Origin of the sequence: Roseomonas gilardii, assembly GCF_001941945.1 — a bacterium.
In the GTDB taxonomy this organism is placed as follows: Bacteria; Pseudomonadota; Alphaproteobacteria; order Acetobacterales; family Acetobacteraceae; genus Roseomonas.
In genome coordinates, this window is record NZ_CP015583.1 from 4101476 (window position 1) to 4117030 (window position 15555).

The window sequence follows — 15555 nt, forward strand, 5'->3', positions numbered from 1 at the left end:
CACATCTCTCAGCCGATTGCAGGTTTGCCATGTCCGATCCGATCCAGCCCGCCATTCCCGGCGACGCCAACGCGCCGCCGGCTCCCCTGGTCGTCAACCTGCAATACGTGAAGGACCTGTCCTTCGAGGTGCCGGGGGCGCCGGAGGTCTTCACCCAGCTGCGCGAGCAGCCGCGCATCGATATCGGCCTGGACGTGCAGGCGCGGCCGCTGCAGCAGGACGGCAACACCTTCGAGGTCTCGCTGCAGATCCGCTGCGACGCCAAGTCGGGCGAAACCACGGCCTTCATCGCCGAGCTGGTCTATTGCGGCATCTTCACCGTCAACGTGCCGCAGGAAAGCCTGGAGCCGGTGCTGCTGGTGGAATGCCCGCGCCTGCTCTTTCCCTTCGCCCGCAACGTCCTGGCCGATGCGACGCGCGAGGGCGGGTTCATGCCCGTGCTTCTGACGCCGATCGACTTCGTGGCGCTGTGGCAGTCGCGCCGCGCCCAGGCCGGCCAGCCGCCCGTCGGCAACGCCTGAGCCCCGGCGGGCCGTCGGGGAGGGCCAGCCCTCCCCGTCGCGCCCCCCCCCCGGTCACGTCACCCGATCAAGCTCCTCGTAGCTCATGCCGCCCGGCACGATGGTGACGGGGCAGCGCAGCCGGTGGGAATGGCGGCTGGTCATCGCCGTGACCAGCGGCCCGGGATTGCCGCCGGAGGCCGAAGCGGCCAGCACCAGGATCGAGATGCGCGGGTCGCTCTCGATGAGGCCCAGCACCTCCTCGATCAGGTCGCCCTCCCGGATGATGATCAGCGGCAGCCCGTCGGTGATCTCCTGCACCTCGGCGGCCAGGGCGGACAGCATCTGCTCCGCCTCCTCCCGCCGCTCCTGCTGCAGCAACTGGCCGACGCCGGCCCATTCCTGCAGGCCCACGGGCTCCGTCACCCGCAGCAGGGCCACCCGCCCGCCGGATTTCTTCACCCGCAGGCAGGCATAGCGCATCGCCAGCACCCGTTCCGGGCTGTCATCCACGACGACGAGAAAGACGCGGTCGCTCGGCAAGCCAGTTCTCCCGGAATCCGCATCGCGGCGATCCGCGCGGCGGTGTGGTCAGCGATCCCCGGACAGGGGGCAAGGCCGGGCCCCATCCCCCGCAGCCTGCCATCACGGCCTTCCGGAAGGCCAGGATTATAGGGAAGGCCGCGACGCACGCCATGCCCGCGCCCGCCTCCCCGGAATGCAGGCATCCCGGTCACTTCCCCTGGGTCAGTTCTCCTGGGGTCACTTCCCGATGCAGAAGCTGCCGAAGACGACATCCAGCACCTGCTCGACGCCCACCCGGCCCGTGAGGCGCCCCAGGGCCAGCGACGCGGCGCGCAGCCCCTCGGAGGCCAGTTCCGGCACGGGCGCGGCCTCCGCCTCGGCCAGATGCCGCGCCACCTCCTCCAGCGCGGCGCGGTGGCGCGGGCGGGTCAGCAGCGCGGCGCCGCCGGCCCGCCGCTCCGCCTCCTCCTCCAGCCGCGCCCGCAACGCCGCCAGCCCCGCCCCGGTCCGGGCCGAGACCCGCAGCGGCGCCAGCCCCGCGTAATCCGCCGCCGGCTCCGCGAGGTCGCAGCGGTTGGCCACCACCACGCAGTCCCGCCGCGCCAGCAGGGCCAGCGTCTCGGCATCCGGCGCGGTGTCAGCCGCGAAGACGGCCAGCACGATATCGGCCTCCTCCCCCCGCCGGTGCGCACGGCGGATGCCCTCGGCCTCGATCTCGTCGGCTCCCTCGCGCAGCCCGGCCGTGTCCGCCAGCGTCGCCGGCACCCCCGCCAGGTCGAAGCGCGCCTCCACCACATCCCGCGTGGTGCCCGCCCGGGCCGAGACGATGGCCGCTTCCCGCCCCGTCAGCGCGTTCAGCAGCGAGGACTTGCCCACGTTCGGCGCACCCAGGATCGCCACGTCCAGCCCCTCGCGCAGACGCTCGCCACGCCCGCCATCCGCCAGCGCCGCGGCGATCTCCGCCCGCAACGCCCCGGCCCCCGCCCGCACCACCTCGTCCAGGTCGGAGGGCAGCCCTTCCTCGGCGAATTCCAGCGCCGCCTCCTGCTGCGCCAGCAGCCGCGTCAGCCGCTCCGCCCAGCCCCGCGCCTCCCGCGACAGGGCGCCCTCCGTCTGGCGCAGCGCCTGGCGCCGCTGCGCCTCGGTCTCCGCCTCGATCAGGTCGGCGATGCCCTCGGCCTCGGTCAGGTCCAGCTTCCCGTGCAGGAAGGCCCGCCGGGTGAACTCCCCGGGCTCCGCCACCCGCGCCCCGGCCGCCACCAGCGCCTCCGACACCGCCGCCACCACGGCCCGCCCGCCATGCAGGTGCAGCTCCGCCGCATCCTCGCCCGTGTAGGAGCGCGGACCCGGGAACCACAGCACCAGCGCCCGGTCCAGCGCCGCCCCCGCCGCGTCCCGCAGCGTCCGCAGCGTGGCCATCCGCGCCGCCGGCCGCCGCCCGGCCAGCCGGTCCAGCACCGCCCCGCAGCCCGGCCCCGACAGCCGCAGCACCGCCACCGCCGAGCGCCCGGCCCCCGTCGCCAGCGCAAAGATCGTGTCCGCCGTGCTCATGACTTCCCCAGGGGTTGCTCGTCGAGGATCTGGCCTGGGAACCGGGAGGCTCTGCCTCCCGGACCCTCCGCTCAGGGGGATAGTATCCCCCCGAGACCCCGCCATGAGCGCTCCGCGAGGAGGGGGATCGGGACACCGGTCGCCAGATGGCGCAACGGCGGTCGAAGCCCCCTCCTCGCGGAGCGCTCACAGGGTTCCCAGGGACTAACGTCCCTGGGCGGGGTGTCCAGAGGGGCAGAGCCCCTCTGGCCCCGGCCCGAAACCTCGGCGAACCCCCTGGTGGGGAGGGTGGGGGCACCTTAGGTGCGCTGGCATGGGCCAGACCTATCCGAGCGAGAACCTGCTGAGCCACGAGGCCAGCCCCTATCTGCTCCAGCATGCGGGGAACCCCGTGCACTGGCGGCCCTGGGGGGCGGCGGCGCTGGCGGAGGCACGGGCGACAGGGCGGCCGATCCTGCTCTCGGTGGGCTATGCCGCCTGCCACTGGTGCCACGTGATGGCCCATGAATCCTTCGAGGACCCCGAGACGGCGGCGCTGATGAACCAGCTCTTCGTCAACGTGAAGGTGGACCGGGAGGAACGGCCCGACATCGACGCCGCCTACATGAACGCGCTTCACCTGCTGGGGGAGCAGGGCGGCTGGCCGCTGACCATGTTCCTAACGCCGGCGGGCGAGCCCTTCTGGGGCGGCACCTATTTCCCGCCCGAGCCGCGTTGGGGCCGCCCCTCCTTCCGTCAGGTGCTGCGCGGCGTGGCCGCCACCTATGCGCGGGAGCCGGAGAAGATCGCCCAGAACACCACCGCGCTGAGCCAGGGGCTGGCGCAGCTCGCCGCCAGCCATCCCGGCGCCCTGCCAGACCGGGATCTGCTCGGGCGCGTGACCGAGGCGCTGATGGGCATCCAGGACCCGGTGCAGGGAGGGCTGCGCGGGGCGCCGAAATTCCCCAACGCGCCGATCTTCCGCTTCCTGCTGCAGATGACGCAGCGGCTGGAGCGCCCGGACTGCGCCGGGGCCGTGCATCTCCTGCTGCGGCGGATGAGCCAGGGCGGGATCTGGGATCATCTCGGCGGCGGCTATGCCCGCTATGCCGTCGATGGCGTCTGGCTCGTGCCGCATTTCGAAAAGATGCTCTACGACAACGCCCAGCTCCTGGAACTCCTGGCGCTGGCCTATGCGCAGCAGCCGGACGCCCTCTACGCCATCCGCGCGGAGGAGCTGGTCGGCTGGCTGGAGCGCGAGATGGTGGCCCCCAACGGCGCCTATACCGCCGCGCTGGACGCTGACAGCGAGGGCGAGGAAGGCCGCTTCTATGTCTGGGCCGCCGCCGAGGTGAACGCCGTGCTGGGCGAGGAGGCCGCGCTGTTCCGCGAGGTCTATGACGTCGGCAGCGAGGGCAACTGGGAGGGCAAGGTGGTGCTGAACCGCTCCGCCCATCCCGACCCCTTGCCCGAGGACCAGGAGGAAGCCCTGGCCGAGGCCCGCGCCCGGCTGCTGGAGGCCCGCGCGGCGCGGGTGCGCCCGGGGCGGGACGACAAGGTGCTGGCCGACTGGAACGGGCTGATGGTCTCCGGCCTGGTGCGCGCCGCCCTGGTCTTCGACAGGCCAGACTGGCTGGACCTCGCCCGCCGGGTCTTCGAAGCGGTGGCGCGGGACCTCGCGGCACCGGATGGGCGGCTGCTCCATTCCTGGAAGGACGGCCAGGCCGGCGCCACCGGGCTGCTGGAGGACCATGCCGCCATGGCCCGCGCCGCGCTGGCGCTGCACGAGGCGACGGGCGAGACCGGCTTCCTCGACCGCGCCGCCGGCTGGGCCGAGGCGGCCGAGCGTCACTTCGCCGCGCCGGACGGGGCCTATTTCAGCAGTGCCGGGGATGCCACCGATGTCCCCTACCGGACCCGCAGCGCGGGCGACGGACCTAGCCCGAACGGCAACGGCATGCTGGCCGAGGTCCAGGCCCGGCTCTTCCACCTGACCGGGGAGGACCGCTGGGCCCGGCGGGCGGAGGCCACCGCCTCGGCCTTCACCGGGCTAGAAGGCGGCGTGACCGCCATGCCGACCCTGCTGGGCGCGGCGGACCTGCTGGTCTCCGGCCGCAGCGTGGTCGTGGCGGGGCCGCCGGGCGCAGTGCAGCCCCTGCTGCGCGCCGCGCTGCGGGCGCCGGACCCGGCCACGGTGGTGCTGCGCGCCCCGGAACCGGAAGCCCTGCCGCCCGGCCACCCCGCCGCCGGCAAGGGCATGGTGGAGGGCGAGGCCGCCGCCTATCTCTGCGCCGCCGGGCGCTGCGGCCTGCCGGTGACGGAGGTGGCGGCGCTGGTCGCGCGGCTGCACCAGGCCTGATCCCCTGCCCGCCGCGCCGGGCCGGGACGGCCCCCGCACCGTCATGCCACCCCTGGGCCGGCCTCGGCCCACCGGCAGGAAGGGCACCCGGCCGGCGCGCCAGGGCCGGGCCTGCCTCGCGGCGACGGACCCGGCAGCGGCCATCCCTGCCCGGGCCACGCGAACGAACCGGCCCGATTCCACCCGCGCGCGGCCCCGCTCCACGGCCATCCCGGCCAGGGAGCTTGACGATCGCGGGCAGGAGAGGGCCAATCCGCCCGACATGCCGCAACTCACGCTTCACTCGCCCCTCGGCGAGCTCACCGTGTCGGAAGAGGACGGCCAGATCGTCGCCCTCGATTGGGGGCGCGGCAGGGACCAGGCCGTGACACCCGTGCTGGCCGAGGCGCGGGAACAGCTCCATGACTGGTTCGACGGCAAGCGGAGCGATTTCCGCCTGCCGCTCTCCCCCTATGGCACGGATTTCCAGAAACGCGTCTGGCAGGCCATGCGGGAGATCCCGCCCGGCCGCACCGCCACCTATGGCGAGATCGCCAAGGCCCTCGGCTCCTCCGCCCGGGCGGTGGGCATGGCCTGCGGCGCCAATCCGATTCCGATCATCATCCCCTGCCACCGTGTGGTCGCCGCCAGCGGCCGGCTCGGCGGCTATTCCGGCGAGGGCGGCGCGGAGACCAAGCGCTACCTCCTCCGTCTCGAAGCCGCCTTCGTTCAGGAACTCCTCCCATGAACCATGCCATCCGCATCCATGAATATGGCGGCCCCGAGAAGATGCTCTGGGAAGAGGTCCCGCTGCCCGCGCCCAAGCCCGGCGAGGCGCTGGTGCGCCACACCGCCGTCGGGCTGAACTATATCGACGTCTATTTCCGCACCGGCCTCTACAAGGCGCCCAGCCTGCCGGCGGTGATCGGCATGGAGGCCGCGGGCGTGGTCGAGGCGGTGGGCGAAGGCGTGACCGAGGTGGCCCCCGGCGACCGCGTCGCCTATGGCACCGGCCCGATCGGCGCCTATTCCGAGGCCCGCGTGGTGCGGGCCGACCTGCTGGTGAAGCTGCCGCCGGCGATCGCGGACGAGACCGCCGCGGCGATGATGCTCCAGGGCATGACGGCGCAATACCTGCTGCACCGGACCTTCCCGGTGAAGGCCGGGCAGACCATCCTGGTCCATGCCGCGGCGGGCGGGGTCGGGCTGATCCTCTGCCAATGGGCCAAGGCCCTGGGCTGCACCGTGATCGGCACGGTCAGCACGCCGGAAAAGGCCGAGCTCGCCCGGGGGCATGGCGCGTCGCACGTGATCCTGCCGGGCGAGGACCTGCCGCAGCGGGTGAAGGAGATCACCGGCGGTGCGATGCTGCCGGTCGTCTATGACAGCGTCGGCAAGGACACCTTCATGGCCTCGCTGGACTGCCTGGCGCCGCTCGGCACCATGGTCACCTACGGCAATGCCTCCGGCCCCGTGCCGCCGGTCGATCCCGGCCTGCTGGCGGCCAAGGGTTCGCTCTTCCTGACGCGGCCGACGCTGGCGACCTACACCGCCAAGCGGGCCGATATGGTGGCCAGCGCGGAAAGCCTCTTCGGCGCGGTGGAAACCGGCAAGGTCGAGATCGTGGTGAACCAGCACTGGCCGCTGCACGACGCGGCAGAGGCGCATCGCGCGCTGGAAGCCCGCCGCACCATGGGAAGCACCGTCTTCATTCCCGGCTGAGCGCCGGACCCGGCCCCCGGGTCAAGGGCCGGGACGGGGGTGGGTCAGGCCTCGACCTGCTCCACCGCCACGACCTCCGGCACATAGTGCCGCAGCATCGTCTCGACGCCGTGCTTCAGCGTGGCGCGGGAGGATGGGCAGCCGGAGCACGCGCCCTGCATGTGCAGGCGCACGATGCCGTCGCGGAAGCCGCGGAACACGATGTCGCCGCCATCGCCGGCCACCGCCGGACGGACGCGGGTGTCCAGCAGTTCCTTGATCTGGGCCACCACCTCGGCATCGGCGGGGTCGGTGTCCTCCTCCTCGATGGCCTCGGCGGGCTCGCCGGCCAGGATCGGGCGGCCGGCCATCAGGTGCTCCATCAGCGCGCCCAGCACCTGCGGGCGCAGGCTCTGCCAGTCGGTGTCCTCGTCCTTGGTGACGGTCACGAAATCGGCGCCGAGGAAGACCCGCGCCACGCCCTCCAGCCGGAAGAGCCGCTCCGCCAGCGGGGAACGGGCCGCCTGCTCCGCATCGGGGAAGTCGGCGGTGCCCCGCGCGCCCATCACATCCTGCCCCGGCAGGAACTTCAGCGTGGCGGGATTGGGGGTGGATTCGGTCTCGATGAACATGGCGGCGGATTCCCTTCGCGCGGCATGTGGTCCCGTCCGCCGCCCGGTGCAACATGGATTCTCCGCGGATCGGATCGGCCATGCAGGGCGGGGGTTGCTTCGCGGCGGCAGGCCCCGGGGCGAGGCTTCGCCTCCCCCGGGCAGCGCCGTCCGGCCTATTTCTTCTCGACGTTCCAGAAGGTCAGCACCGGCCCCGGCACGAAGCCGCTGACATTGCTGCGCCGGGCATAGGGCTGGTCGAACTGGCCGAGCAGCCGGTAGGGCTGCACCTCCGTCAGGCGCCTGTGCAGGGCGACCACCGCCTTCTGCTGCGCCTCCGGCCCGATCGCCTCGACATAGGCGTTGCGCAGCCGCTCGGCCTCCGCGTCGCAGGGCCAGCCGGCCCAGGCGCGGTCGCAGGCCATGTTCGTGCCGATATTGGTGATCGGCGACTGCATGGTGGCGGCGGAGGCGAAGGTGACGAAGAGGTTCCAGCCGCCCTGGTCCGGCGGGTCCTTCTTCGGCTGGCGGGAGGTCACGGTGCCCCAGTCCTGGAACTGCACATCCACGTTCATGCCGCCTTCCTTGAGGTTGGCGGCGGCGACCTCGGCCATGCGGCCGATGGCGGGAATGTCGTTGGTGGTGATCAGCACCACCTTCTCGCCCTTGTAGCCGGCCTCGGCCAGGAGCTGCTTGGCCCGGGCGACGTTCGGCTTGGCATAGGCCTCGGAACCGGCCTCCGTGCCGTTCGGGCTGCCGCAGACGAAATAGCTGCCGCAGGTCTTCCACCACTTCTCGTCGCCCACCCCGGCGGCCAGCGCGTCCTCCTGGTTCACCAGATAGGCCATGGCCAGCCGCGCCCGCGGATCGTTGAAGGGCGGGAAGAGATGGTTGGGCCGCAGCATCGCCTGGTTGGTGGTGTACTTGTCCACCACGATGCCCCGTGCGCCCTGGAGCATCGGCAGCAGGTCCTGCGCCGGCTGCTCCCAGACATCGATCTCGCCTGTCTGGAGCGCCGAGGCCGCCGTGGCCGGGTCGGGCATGATGTGCCACTCGACGCGGTCCACCTTCACCACCCGGCCGCCGGCGAGGCCGTCGGGCGGCTCGGCGCGGGGGACGTAGTCCGGGTTGCGGTCATAGACGACCAGCGCGCCCGGCCGCCAGGCCTCCTTGTTGAAGCGGAAGGGGCCGGAGCCGATGGCGGTGGTGACCGGCGTGGTGGGGTCGGTCTTCGCATCCGCTTCCCGCATGATCGCGGGGATCTGCCCGACCGCCGAGCCCAGCATGAAGGGCACGCTGCCGGTCGGCTTGTTCAGCTTCAGCGTGAAGCTGCGATCGTCCACCACATCCAGCGAGGCGGTGTACTCGCGCAGCTTGGCGCCCGCCGTGTCGCGCGTCATCCAGCGGTTCAGCGAGGCCACCACGTCGCGCGAGGTCACCGGCTGCCCATCGTGGAACTTCAGCCCGTCGCGGAGATGGAAGCTCCAGGTCAGGTTGTCCGCCGAGGTCTCGAACCGGTCCACCATCTGCGGCTTCGGCTGGAGCTGCGAATCCCAGGAGAAGAGCGTCTCGTAGATCATCGTCCCGTGGATGCGGGTGATGAGGATCGAGGCCACCACCGGGTCCAGCGTGCGCAGGTCGGCATGCGGCGCCACGCGCAGCACCTTGTCGGGCGCCGGTTGGCTGCCCCCGGTCTGGGCATGAGTGGGGAATGCCAGGGAAAGGGCCAGGGGCGCTGCGGCCATCAAGGCGGCGGCGCGACGGGAAAGGGTCATCGGCGGAGTCCAGAAGGTTCTTCCAGCGGCACGAGTGCATCACCCGTCCGCCTCCCTGTCCATGACCCCGCAGCCATCCGTCACAAAGCAAGGAGATGTTTATTCTCCCCGCCATCAGAATATTGCACGAACAAACTACGTTCATAAAATTGACCAACGTTCGATCGTCGTGCTTCATCGGCAGCCAAGAAACGGGTGCGACACGATCGCCACCCTGGCCTTCCGATGGGGTTCCGCCATGCCGCCAACACGCCGCCACATGCTTCTGTCGCTGGCCGCCCTCGGCTGCGCCAGCCTGCCGCGCGGCGTCCAGGCCGCGCCGCCCGCCGAATTCCATATCGGCTACCAGAAGATCGGCCTCCTCGTCGTCGCGCGGCAACAGCGCCTGATCGAACAGCGTCTGGCCGAGCCGGCGATCCCCGTCACCTGGTCCGAATTCGCCGCCGGGCCGCCGCTGCTGGAAGCGCTGAACGCCGGCAGCATCGACTTCGGCTATACCGGCGACGCGCCGCCGATCTTCGCGCAATCCGCCGGGGCCGAGCTGGTCTACGTCGCCGCCACCCCGCCCAGCGGCACCGGCGAGGCCATCATCGTCCGGGACGCCTCGCCGATCCGCTCGCTCGCCGACCTGCGCGGCCGCCGCGTCGGCTTCACCCGCGGCTCCAGCGCGCACAACCTGACCGTCGCGGCGCTGGAGAAGGCCGGGCTCGCCTATGGCGACATCACGCCCGTGCTGCTGAGCCCGGCGGATGCCGCCGCCGCCTTCGGGCGCGGCGACATCGACGCCTGGACGATCTGGGACCCCTTCCTGGCCCTGGCACAGGCGCGCGAGACGGTGCGCGTCCTGGCCACGGCGCCGGAGATCGCACCGACCAACTCCTTCCTGCTCGCCCGCCGCGCCTTCGCCGAACGGCATCCGGAGGTGATCGTGCAGGCGTTGGCGGGGCTGCGGCAGGCGGCCGCCTGGGCAGAGGCCAACCGGGACAGGGTCGCCGCCACGCTCTCCGAGATCACGGGCGTCGAGATCGGCGCCCAGACCGTGGCCGCCGCCCGCACCGATTTCGGCATCCTGCCGCTCAGCGACGACATCGTCGCGCACCAGCAGGCCACCGCCGACCGCTTCCTGAAGCTCGGCCTGATCCGCCGCCCCGTGCGGGTGCGCGAGGCCGTCTGGACCCCGCCCCGCACCTGAACCCGTGCCTGAACCGGCCCTTTCGACGAGCATCCCGCATGACCGACACCCCGATCCGCTTCTTCTGGTTCATCCCCACTCATGGCGACGGGCGCTATCTCGGCTCCGAGGACCAGCAGCGCCCGCCCGAGTTCCGCTATTTCCGCGAGGTCGCCCAGGCCGTGGACCGGCTGGGCTACGAGGGTGTGCTGCTGCCCACCGGCCAGAACTGCGAGGACAGCTGGATCACCGCCGCCGGCCTCGCCCCGGCCACGGAGCGGCTGAAGTTCCTCGTCGCCCTGCGCCCCGGCGTCACCACCCCGGCCTTCGCCGCGCGCCAGACCGCGGCGCTGGACCGGCTGACCGACGGGCGCCTGCTGCTCAACGTCGTGGTCGGCGGCAATCCGCGCGAGCTGGCGGCGGATGGCGTCTTCCTGCCGCATGACGAACGCTATGCCCAGGCCGCCGAGTTCCTGCGCATCTGGCGCGGGCTGCTGTCCAGCGAGCGGGTGAACCATGACAGCCGGTACTTCCGCATGGAGGACGGCCATCTGGACCTGACCGCCCTGCAGGAGCCGCATCCGCCGCTCTGGTTCGGCGGCTCCTCCGAGGCCGGGCAGGACCTCGCGGCCGAGCAGGTCGAGACCTATCTCACCTGGGGCGAGCCGGTGGCCCAGGTGGCGGAGAAGGTGGAGGCCGTCCGCCGCCGCGCCGCGCTGCGCGGCCGCCGGGTCCGCTTCGGCATCCGCCTGCACTTCATCGTGCGCGAGACCGAGGAGGAGGCCTGGAAGGCGGCGGAGACGCTGATCTCCCGCGTGTCCGACAAGGCCATCGAGGTGGCGCAGCAGCGCTTCCTGAAGGAGATGGACAGCGTCGGCCAGCGCCGCATGGCCGAACTCCATGGCGGCCGCCGCGACCGCCTCGTGGTGGCGCCCAACCTCTGGGCCGGCGTCGGCCTGATCCGCGGCGGCGCCGGCACAGCCCTGGTCGGCACCCCCGCCCAGGTCGCCCAGCGCCTGCGTGAATACCAGCAGGTCGGCATCGAGACGGTGATCGGCTCCGGCTACCCCCATCTGGAAGAAGCCTACCGCGTCGCCGAACTCCTCTTCCCCGCCCTGGGCATCGAGAACCACCGCCGCCGCCGCAAGCACGCCTCCGTCAGCAGCGAATTCGCCACCGCCGAGGCCGCCGAACACGCCCGCGCCGCGGCGTCCTGAGAGGATCGGGCCTGGGAACCGGGAGGCTCTGCCTCCCGGGCCCTCCGCTCAGGGGCACAGTGTGCCCCCGAGACCCCGCCATGAGCGCTCCGCGAGGAGGGGGATTGGGAAACCGGTCGCTTCTGGTGCAACGGCGGTCGAAGCCCCCTCCTCGCGGAGCGCTCACAGGGTTCCCAGGAACCAACGTCCCTTGGCGGGGTGTCCAGAGGGGCAGCGCCCCTCTGGCCCCGGCCAGATCCTCTCAGCTCCCGCGGGCGAGGCGGCCGTCGATGCCGGGGAGGGGTTTGCCGGCGGAGAGGTAGTCGATCAGGGAATCCTCCATTGGCGCACCGTTGTCGTAGTGTTCCAGGGCCCTGTCGCGGAAGCTGTCGTAGCCGTCGCCGCCCAGGCGCATGAAGTTGTTGGTGACGATGCGATAGGCCTTCTCGGGGTCGTAGGGCTTGCCGCCGATCTCCAGGCTCACGATGCGGTCGCCGGGCGGGCGCTGGATGTTCCAGACCACGCGCATCCCGGCCACCTGCGGGAAGCGGCCGATGCTTTCCGGGGCGCGGGACAGTCCGTTCTCCAGCGCCACCTTGATGTCCGCCCCCTTCAGCGTGGCGGTGGCGAGCGTGTTGTTGAAGGGTAGCATGGCCAGGATGTCGCCCATGGTCACCGTGCCCTCCACCAGCCCGGTGCGCATGCCGCCGCCATTGGTGATGGCGGCATCGGCCTTGGGCATGGCCGCCAGCATGGCATCGGCCATCAGGTTGCCCAGGGCGCATTCGCTGGTGCGGCAGCTCTCGTTGCTCAGCGTCGCCGGCATCGTGGTCACCGGCTTGCGGCGCAGCTCCTCCAGCGGCCTGGCATAGGTGGCGACGATGGCGGCGACCTCGGGATCGGGGGCCACGTCCGTGGTCAGCTCCCGCATCAGCCCGCGATGCGACAGCACCCGGCCCTCGGGCGAAAGATCGAGGTCCAGCCGGCCGAGATAGCGGCTGTAGCAGCCCGCCTGCACGATCCGGACGAGACCCGAGGGCCCCTGCTCCATCACCGGGTCCGGCCCCTCCGCCCCTTCCAACCCATTGGCCAGCAGCGTGTGCGAATGGCCGCCCACGATCAGGTCGATGCCCGCCACGTCGCGCGCCAGCTTGCGGTCGGTTTCCAGGCCGAGATGCGACAGCACCAGCACGGTGGCGGCACCCTGGTTCCGCAATTGCGCCAGCACCCGCTCCATCGCCGCCGCCGGGTCGCCGAAGCGCACCGTCGGGCCGGCGGAGGAGGTAACCGCCGTTTCCTGTGTGGTGAGGCCGACCACCGCCACCTTGCGCCCGCCGGCCTCCAGCATCGTCCAGGGGATCACGCGGTCGCGCAGCACGGGTTCGTCAGCGAGGTCGAGATTGGCCGAGACCACCGGAAAGGGCAGCCGCTCCAGATAACGCGCGAGATTGGCCGGGCCGTTGTCGAACTCGTGGTTCCCCAGGGTCATGGCCTGGACGCCGTTGGCCACCTGCACCGCCGCCTCGGCCGCGCCGCGATGGAGGGTGTAGAACAGCGTGCCGGTGAACTCGTCCCCGGCATCGAGCGTCAGCGGCGCATAGCCATCGGCCGTGGCGGCGGCGCGCGCTTCGCGGATCGCGGTGGCCAGGCGCGCGGCGCCGCCAAAGCAGGTCTTGCCCTCGCGGCAGGCGGCGCCGCCCGCCACGATCGGGTCGTGGTGCGAGTGGAAATCGTTGAAGTGCACGATGGAGACACGCCCCGTGGGCTCCGCCTGCGCGCGCCGGATGGCCGGGAGGGCCAGGGCAGGCAGGACCAGCGAGGCGCCGAGCAGGCGGCGTCGGGACAGGGAGACGATGTCGGGCACCGGGGAAGCCTCCAGGCCGCGAGCCGACGCGGCCGATTTGCCGATCCTTAGCCGAAAACTGGCCACGATTCGAAGGTTGGATCGGCAAGCCACAGGGAACAGGATTCGATCCGGCTCCCTGTCGACGCGTGTCAACCAGACCGCGCTTCTGGGCTATGGGTTCGGGGCGAGGCCCCGGGCGGAAATGATGGTGCGGGGGTACGAGGAATCGGATGCAGGTCTATCTGCCGATCGCCGAGATGTCGGTGGATGCGCTTCTGCTGTTGGGAATCGGCGGCGGCGTCGGCTTCCTGTCGGGACTGTTCGGCGTGGGCGGCGGCTTTCTACTGACGCCGATCCTGATCCTGATCGGCATCCCCTCCTCCGTCGCCGTCGCCTCCGGCGCCAACCAGACGCTGGGCGCCTCCGTCTCCGGCCTGATCGCGCAGTGGCGGCGCGGCAATGTCGATATCCGCATGGGGCTGGTGCTGCTGGCGGGCGGCCTCACCGGCTCCACGCTCGGCACGCAGCTCTTCGTGCTGCTGCGCCGGATGGGCCAGGCCGATCTGGTCGTGTCGCTCTTCTACATCGTCGTGCTGGGCTCGGTCGGTGCGCTGATGGTGCGCGAGAGCGTGCGCGCCATCCTGCGCCGCCGCGCCGGCATCGCGCCGAAGCGGCTGCACCAGCATTCCTGGGCGCATGGCCTGCCGCTCAAGATCCGCTTCCGCAAGTCCCGCCTCTACATGTCCGCCATCCCGCCCTTCGCCGTGGGGGCAGGCATCGGCCTGCTCTCGGCCATCATGGGCGTGGGCGGCGGGTTCATGCTGGTGCCGGCGATGATCTACCTTCTCGGCATCCCGACCTCCGTCACCATCGGCACCTCGCTCTTCCAGGTCACCTTCGTCACCGCCAGCGTGACGCTGCTGCAGGCGTTGCAGACGGGCTCGGTGGATATCGTGCTGACGCTGCTGCTGCTGCTGGGCGGCGTGGCCGGGGCGCAGTTCGGGGCCGCCTGGGGCAACCGGCTGCGGGGCGAGGAAATGCGCGCCCTGCTGGGCTCCCTGGTTCTGACGGTGGCGCTCAGCCTGCTGTGGGAACTGCTGCGAACCCCCGACAGCCTCTATGCCATCGGCCCCGTGCGGTGAGAGCCGCCGGGATGAGGAAGCCAGCCCCGGCGGAAATCCCGGCGACGGACCGGCCGGCAGTGCCCGGGCCGTGAGCTTCCGCGTTCCGGAACACGGCAGGACCCGGCCCAGGCCTGCCGCACGCCGGCTGGCCAGGGCCTTCGCGCTGGCGGCTTTCCTGCTGCCGGGCACCCTCCTGGCCCAGCCGGCAACGCCCCTGCCGCCGCCTCCGCCTCCGCCCCCCTCGCTGCAAGGTTCCCCGGCACTGGTCACCCAGCTCGGCCAGCCCAGCGTGGAGGTCACCACCGCCTTCGCCGGCACCGACGTGCTGGTCTTCGGCGCCACGGAGCGTCCTATCGGTCCCTCGGGCGACAACGTCATCGTGGTGGGACAGGGCCCGGCGCAGTCGCAGGTCGTCCGCCGCCGGACCCGTGTGCTCGGAGCCTGGATCAATGGCCGCTCCGCCCGCTTCGACGACGTGCCCTCCTGGTACGCGCTGACCGGCACGCAACCGCTCCGGAGCCTGCTGGAACAGGATGAGCGCCGCGCCCTGCAACTCGGCCTGAACGCCCTGGCGCGCCGCGCCCAGGGCAGCAGCGACCCGGACTTCCGGCAGGCGCTGGTGGACCGCAAGGCAGCCGCCGATCTCTGGCAGGAGGACAAGGCCCCGGTCGAGGTGTCCGGCGGCCGGCTTTTCCACGCCCGGCTGCCGCTGCCCTCCATCGTGCCGCCCGGGAACTACTTCGTGCAGGTGCTGCTGGTGCGCGAGGGGCGGGTCGTGGCGCGTCAGGAGCTTCCCTTCGAGGTACGGCGCGTCGGCACCGCGGCCGAGATCACGACCGTCTCCCACGAGCAGCCCTTGCTCTATGGCCTGGCCTGCATCGCCCTGGCCGCCTTCGCCGGCTGGATCGGCAGCGTTCTCTTCCGGCGCTGAAACACCGTCTTCCGGTGGTGGGACCCCGGATCGGCGTCGCGCCGTCCCACCCCCCGGGGAGAAAGGCTCCGCCTTCCCCCCAGACCCCCCATCCGCCAGGACGCTGCGCGCCCTGGACCCGGTGAGTTGGCGCCTTCTCGGCCCCGGACCGCGCCGGAGAGCATGGCTCTCCGGCGACTGCCAGCGCCACCCGTGCGGACACGGTGTTCTTCTTCTCGGGAGCCCCACCGATCCACCCGCTACCGGTCATCACCAGCGCCAACTCAAGCCCGGGGTCTGGGGACCGGCTTCGGTCCCCAGCGGAGGG

The 15555-nt window shown here is 71.9% G+C and carries 13 protein-coding genes; 8 read left to right on the forward strand and 5 right to left on the reverse strand.

Annotation, left to right across the window (positions count from 1 at the left end):
• The first annotated feature begins 29 nt into the window (after positions 1-29).
• The gene (gene secB, locus RGI145_RS18530; protein WP_075799538.1) at positions 30-521 is read left to right on the forward strand and encodes a protein-export chaperone SecB; all 492 of its coding nucleotides are present in this window, start codon (positions 30-32) and stop codon (positions 519-521) included.
• 54 nt (positions 522-575) lie between these two features.
• On the opposite strand, the gene RGI145_RS18535 is transcribed toward secB, so the two are convergent.
• Complete coding sequence (locus RGI145_RS18535) at positions 576-1043, reverse strand: universal stress protein (RefSeq protein WP_075799539.1); 468 nt, start codon at positions 1041-1043, stop codon at positions 576-578.
• Between the two features lie 219 nt (positions 1044-1262).
• Positions 1263-2576, reverse strand: a complete 1314-nt coding sequence (mnmE, locus tag RGI145_RS18540) for a tRNA uridine-5-carboxymethylaminomethyl(34) synthesis GTPase MnmE (RefSeq protein WP_075799540.1) — start codon at positions 2574-2576, stop codon at positions 1263-1265.
• 313 nt (positions 2577-2889) lie between these two features.
• Between mnmE and RGI145_RS18545 the strand changes: the two genes are divergently transcribed.
• From RGI145_RS18545 to RGI145_RS18555, 3 genes are all read left to right on the forward strand, one after another.
• Positions 2890-4914: a thioredoxin domain-containing protein gene (locus RGI145_RS18545; RefSeq protein ID WP_075799541.1), complete on the forward strand. Its 2025-nt coding sequence runs from the start codon at positions 2890-2892 to the stop codon at positions 4912-4914.
• Between the two features lie 262 nt (positions 4915-5176).
• Complete coding sequence (locus RGI145_RS18550) at positions 5177-5641, forward strand: methylated-DNA--[protein]-cysteine S-methyltransferase (protein ID WP_075799542.1); 465 nt, start codon at positions 5177-5179, stop codon at positions 5639-5641.
• The gene (locus tag RGI145_RS18555; protein WP_075799543.1) at positions 5638-6615 is read left to right on the forward strand and encodes a quinone oxidoreductase family protein; all 978 of its coding nucleotides are present in this window, start codon (positions 5638-5640) and stop codon (positions 6613-6615) included. The genes RGI145_RS18550 and RGI145_RS18555 overlap by 4 nt, the downstream gene beginning before the upstream one ends.
• A 44-nt stretch (positions 6616-6659) precedes the next feature.
• Here RGI145_RS18555 and RGI145_RS18560 read toward each other — a convergent pair whose 3' ends face one another.
• Positions 6660-7226, reverse strand: a complete 567-nt coding sequence (locus RGI145_RS18560) for a NifU family protein (protein WP_027282142.1) — start codon at positions 7224-7226, stop codon at positions 6660-6662.
• A 155-nt stretch (positions 7227-7381) separates the two neighbouring features.
• Positions 7382-8980 (reverse strand): ABC transporter substrate-binding protein, encoded by a 1599-nt coding sequence (locus RGI145_RS18565; RefSeq protein WP_075799544.1) that lies wholly within the window; start codon positions 8978-8980, stop codon positions 7382-7384.
• Positions 8981-9218: 238 nt separating this feature from the next.
• Here RGI145_RS18565 and RGI145_RS18570 point away from each other — a divergent pair, with 238 nt between their 5' ends.
• Positions 9219-10172, forward strand: coding sequence for an aliphatic sulfonate ABC transporter substrate-binding protein (locus RGI145_RS18570; protein ID WP_075799545.1), 954 nt, complete (start codon positions 9219-9221; stop codon positions 10170-10172).
• A gap of 38 nt (positions 10173-10210) precedes the next feature.
• Positions 10211-11368 (forward strand): FMNH2-dependent alkanesulfonate monooxygenase, encoded by a 1158-nt coding sequence (ssuD, locus tag RGI145_RS18575; RefSeq protein ID WP_075799546.1) that lies wholly within the window; start codon positions 10211-10213, stop codon positions 11366-11368.
• Positions 11369-11609: 241 nt separating this feature from the next.
• Here ssuD and RGI145_RS18580 read toward each other — a convergent pair whose 3' ends face one another.
• The gene (locus tag RGI145_RS18580; RefSeq protein WP_237183131.1) at positions 11610-13211 is read right to left on the reverse strand and encodes a bifunctional metallophosphatase/5'-nucleotidase; all 1602 of its coding nucleotides are present in this window, start codon (positions 13209-13211) and stop codon (positions 11610-11612) included.
• 212 nt (positions 13212-13423) lie between these two features.
• Between RGI145_RS18580 and RGI145_RS18585 the strand changes: the two genes are divergently transcribed.
• Positions 13424-14335: a sulfite exporter TauE/SafE family protein gene (locus RGI145_RS18585; RefSeq protein ID WP_027282147.1), complete on the forward strand. Its 912-nt coding sequence runs from the start codon at positions 13424-13426 to the stop codon at positions 14333-14335.
• A 70-nt stretch (positions 14336-14405) separates the two neighbouring features.
• A complete protein-coding gene (locus RGI145_RS18590) occupies positions 14406-15248 on the forward strand; it encodes a TIGR02186 family protein (protein ID WP_075799547.1) in 843 nt (280 codons plus the stop codon).
• Positions 15249-15555 lie beyond the last annotated feature (307 nt).

Excerpts from the sequence above, each read along its gene's own strand:
- secB (WP_075799538.1), top strand. The coding sequence starts at position 30 with ATGTCCGATCCGATCCAGCCCGCCATTCCCGGCGACGCCAACGCGCCG.
- mnmE (WP_075799540.1), bottom strand. The coding sequence starts at position 2,576 with ATGAGCACGGCGGACACGATCTTTGCGCTGGCGACGGGGGCCGGGCGC.
- RGI145_RS18545 (WP_075799541.1), top strand. The coding sequence starts at position 2,890 with ATGGGCCAGACCTATCCGAGCGAGAACCTGCTGAGCCACGAGGCCAGC.
- RGI145_RS18550 (WP_075799542.1), top strand. The coding sequence starts at position 5,177 with ATGCCGCAACTCACGCTTCACTCGCCCCTCGGCGAGCTCACCGTGTCG.
- RGI145_RS18555 (WP_075799543.1), top strand. The coding sequence starts at position 5,638 with ATGAACCATGCCATCCGCATCCATGAATATGGCGGCCCCGAGAAGATG.
- RGI145_RS18560 (WP_027282142.1), bottom strand. The coding sequence starts at position 7,226 with ATGTTCATCGAGACCGAATCCACCCCCAATCCCGCCACGCTGAAGTTC.
- RGI145_RS18565 (WP_075799544.1), bottom strand. The coding sequence starts at position 8,980 with ATGACCCTTTCCCGTCGCGCCGCCGCCTTGATGGCCGCAGCGCCCCTG.
- RGI145_RS18570 (WP_075799545.1), top strand. The coding sequence starts at position 9,219 with ATGCCGCCAACACGCCGCCACATGCTTCTGTCGCTGGCCGCCCTCGGC.
- ssuD (WP_075799546.1), top strand. The coding sequence starts at position 10,211 with ATGACCGACACCCCGATCCGCTTCTTCTGGTTCATCCCCACTCATGGC.
- RGI145_RS18585 (WP_027282147.1), top strand. The coding sequence starts at position 13,424 with ATGCAGGTCTATCTGCCGATCGCCGAGATGTCGGTGGATGCGCTTCTG.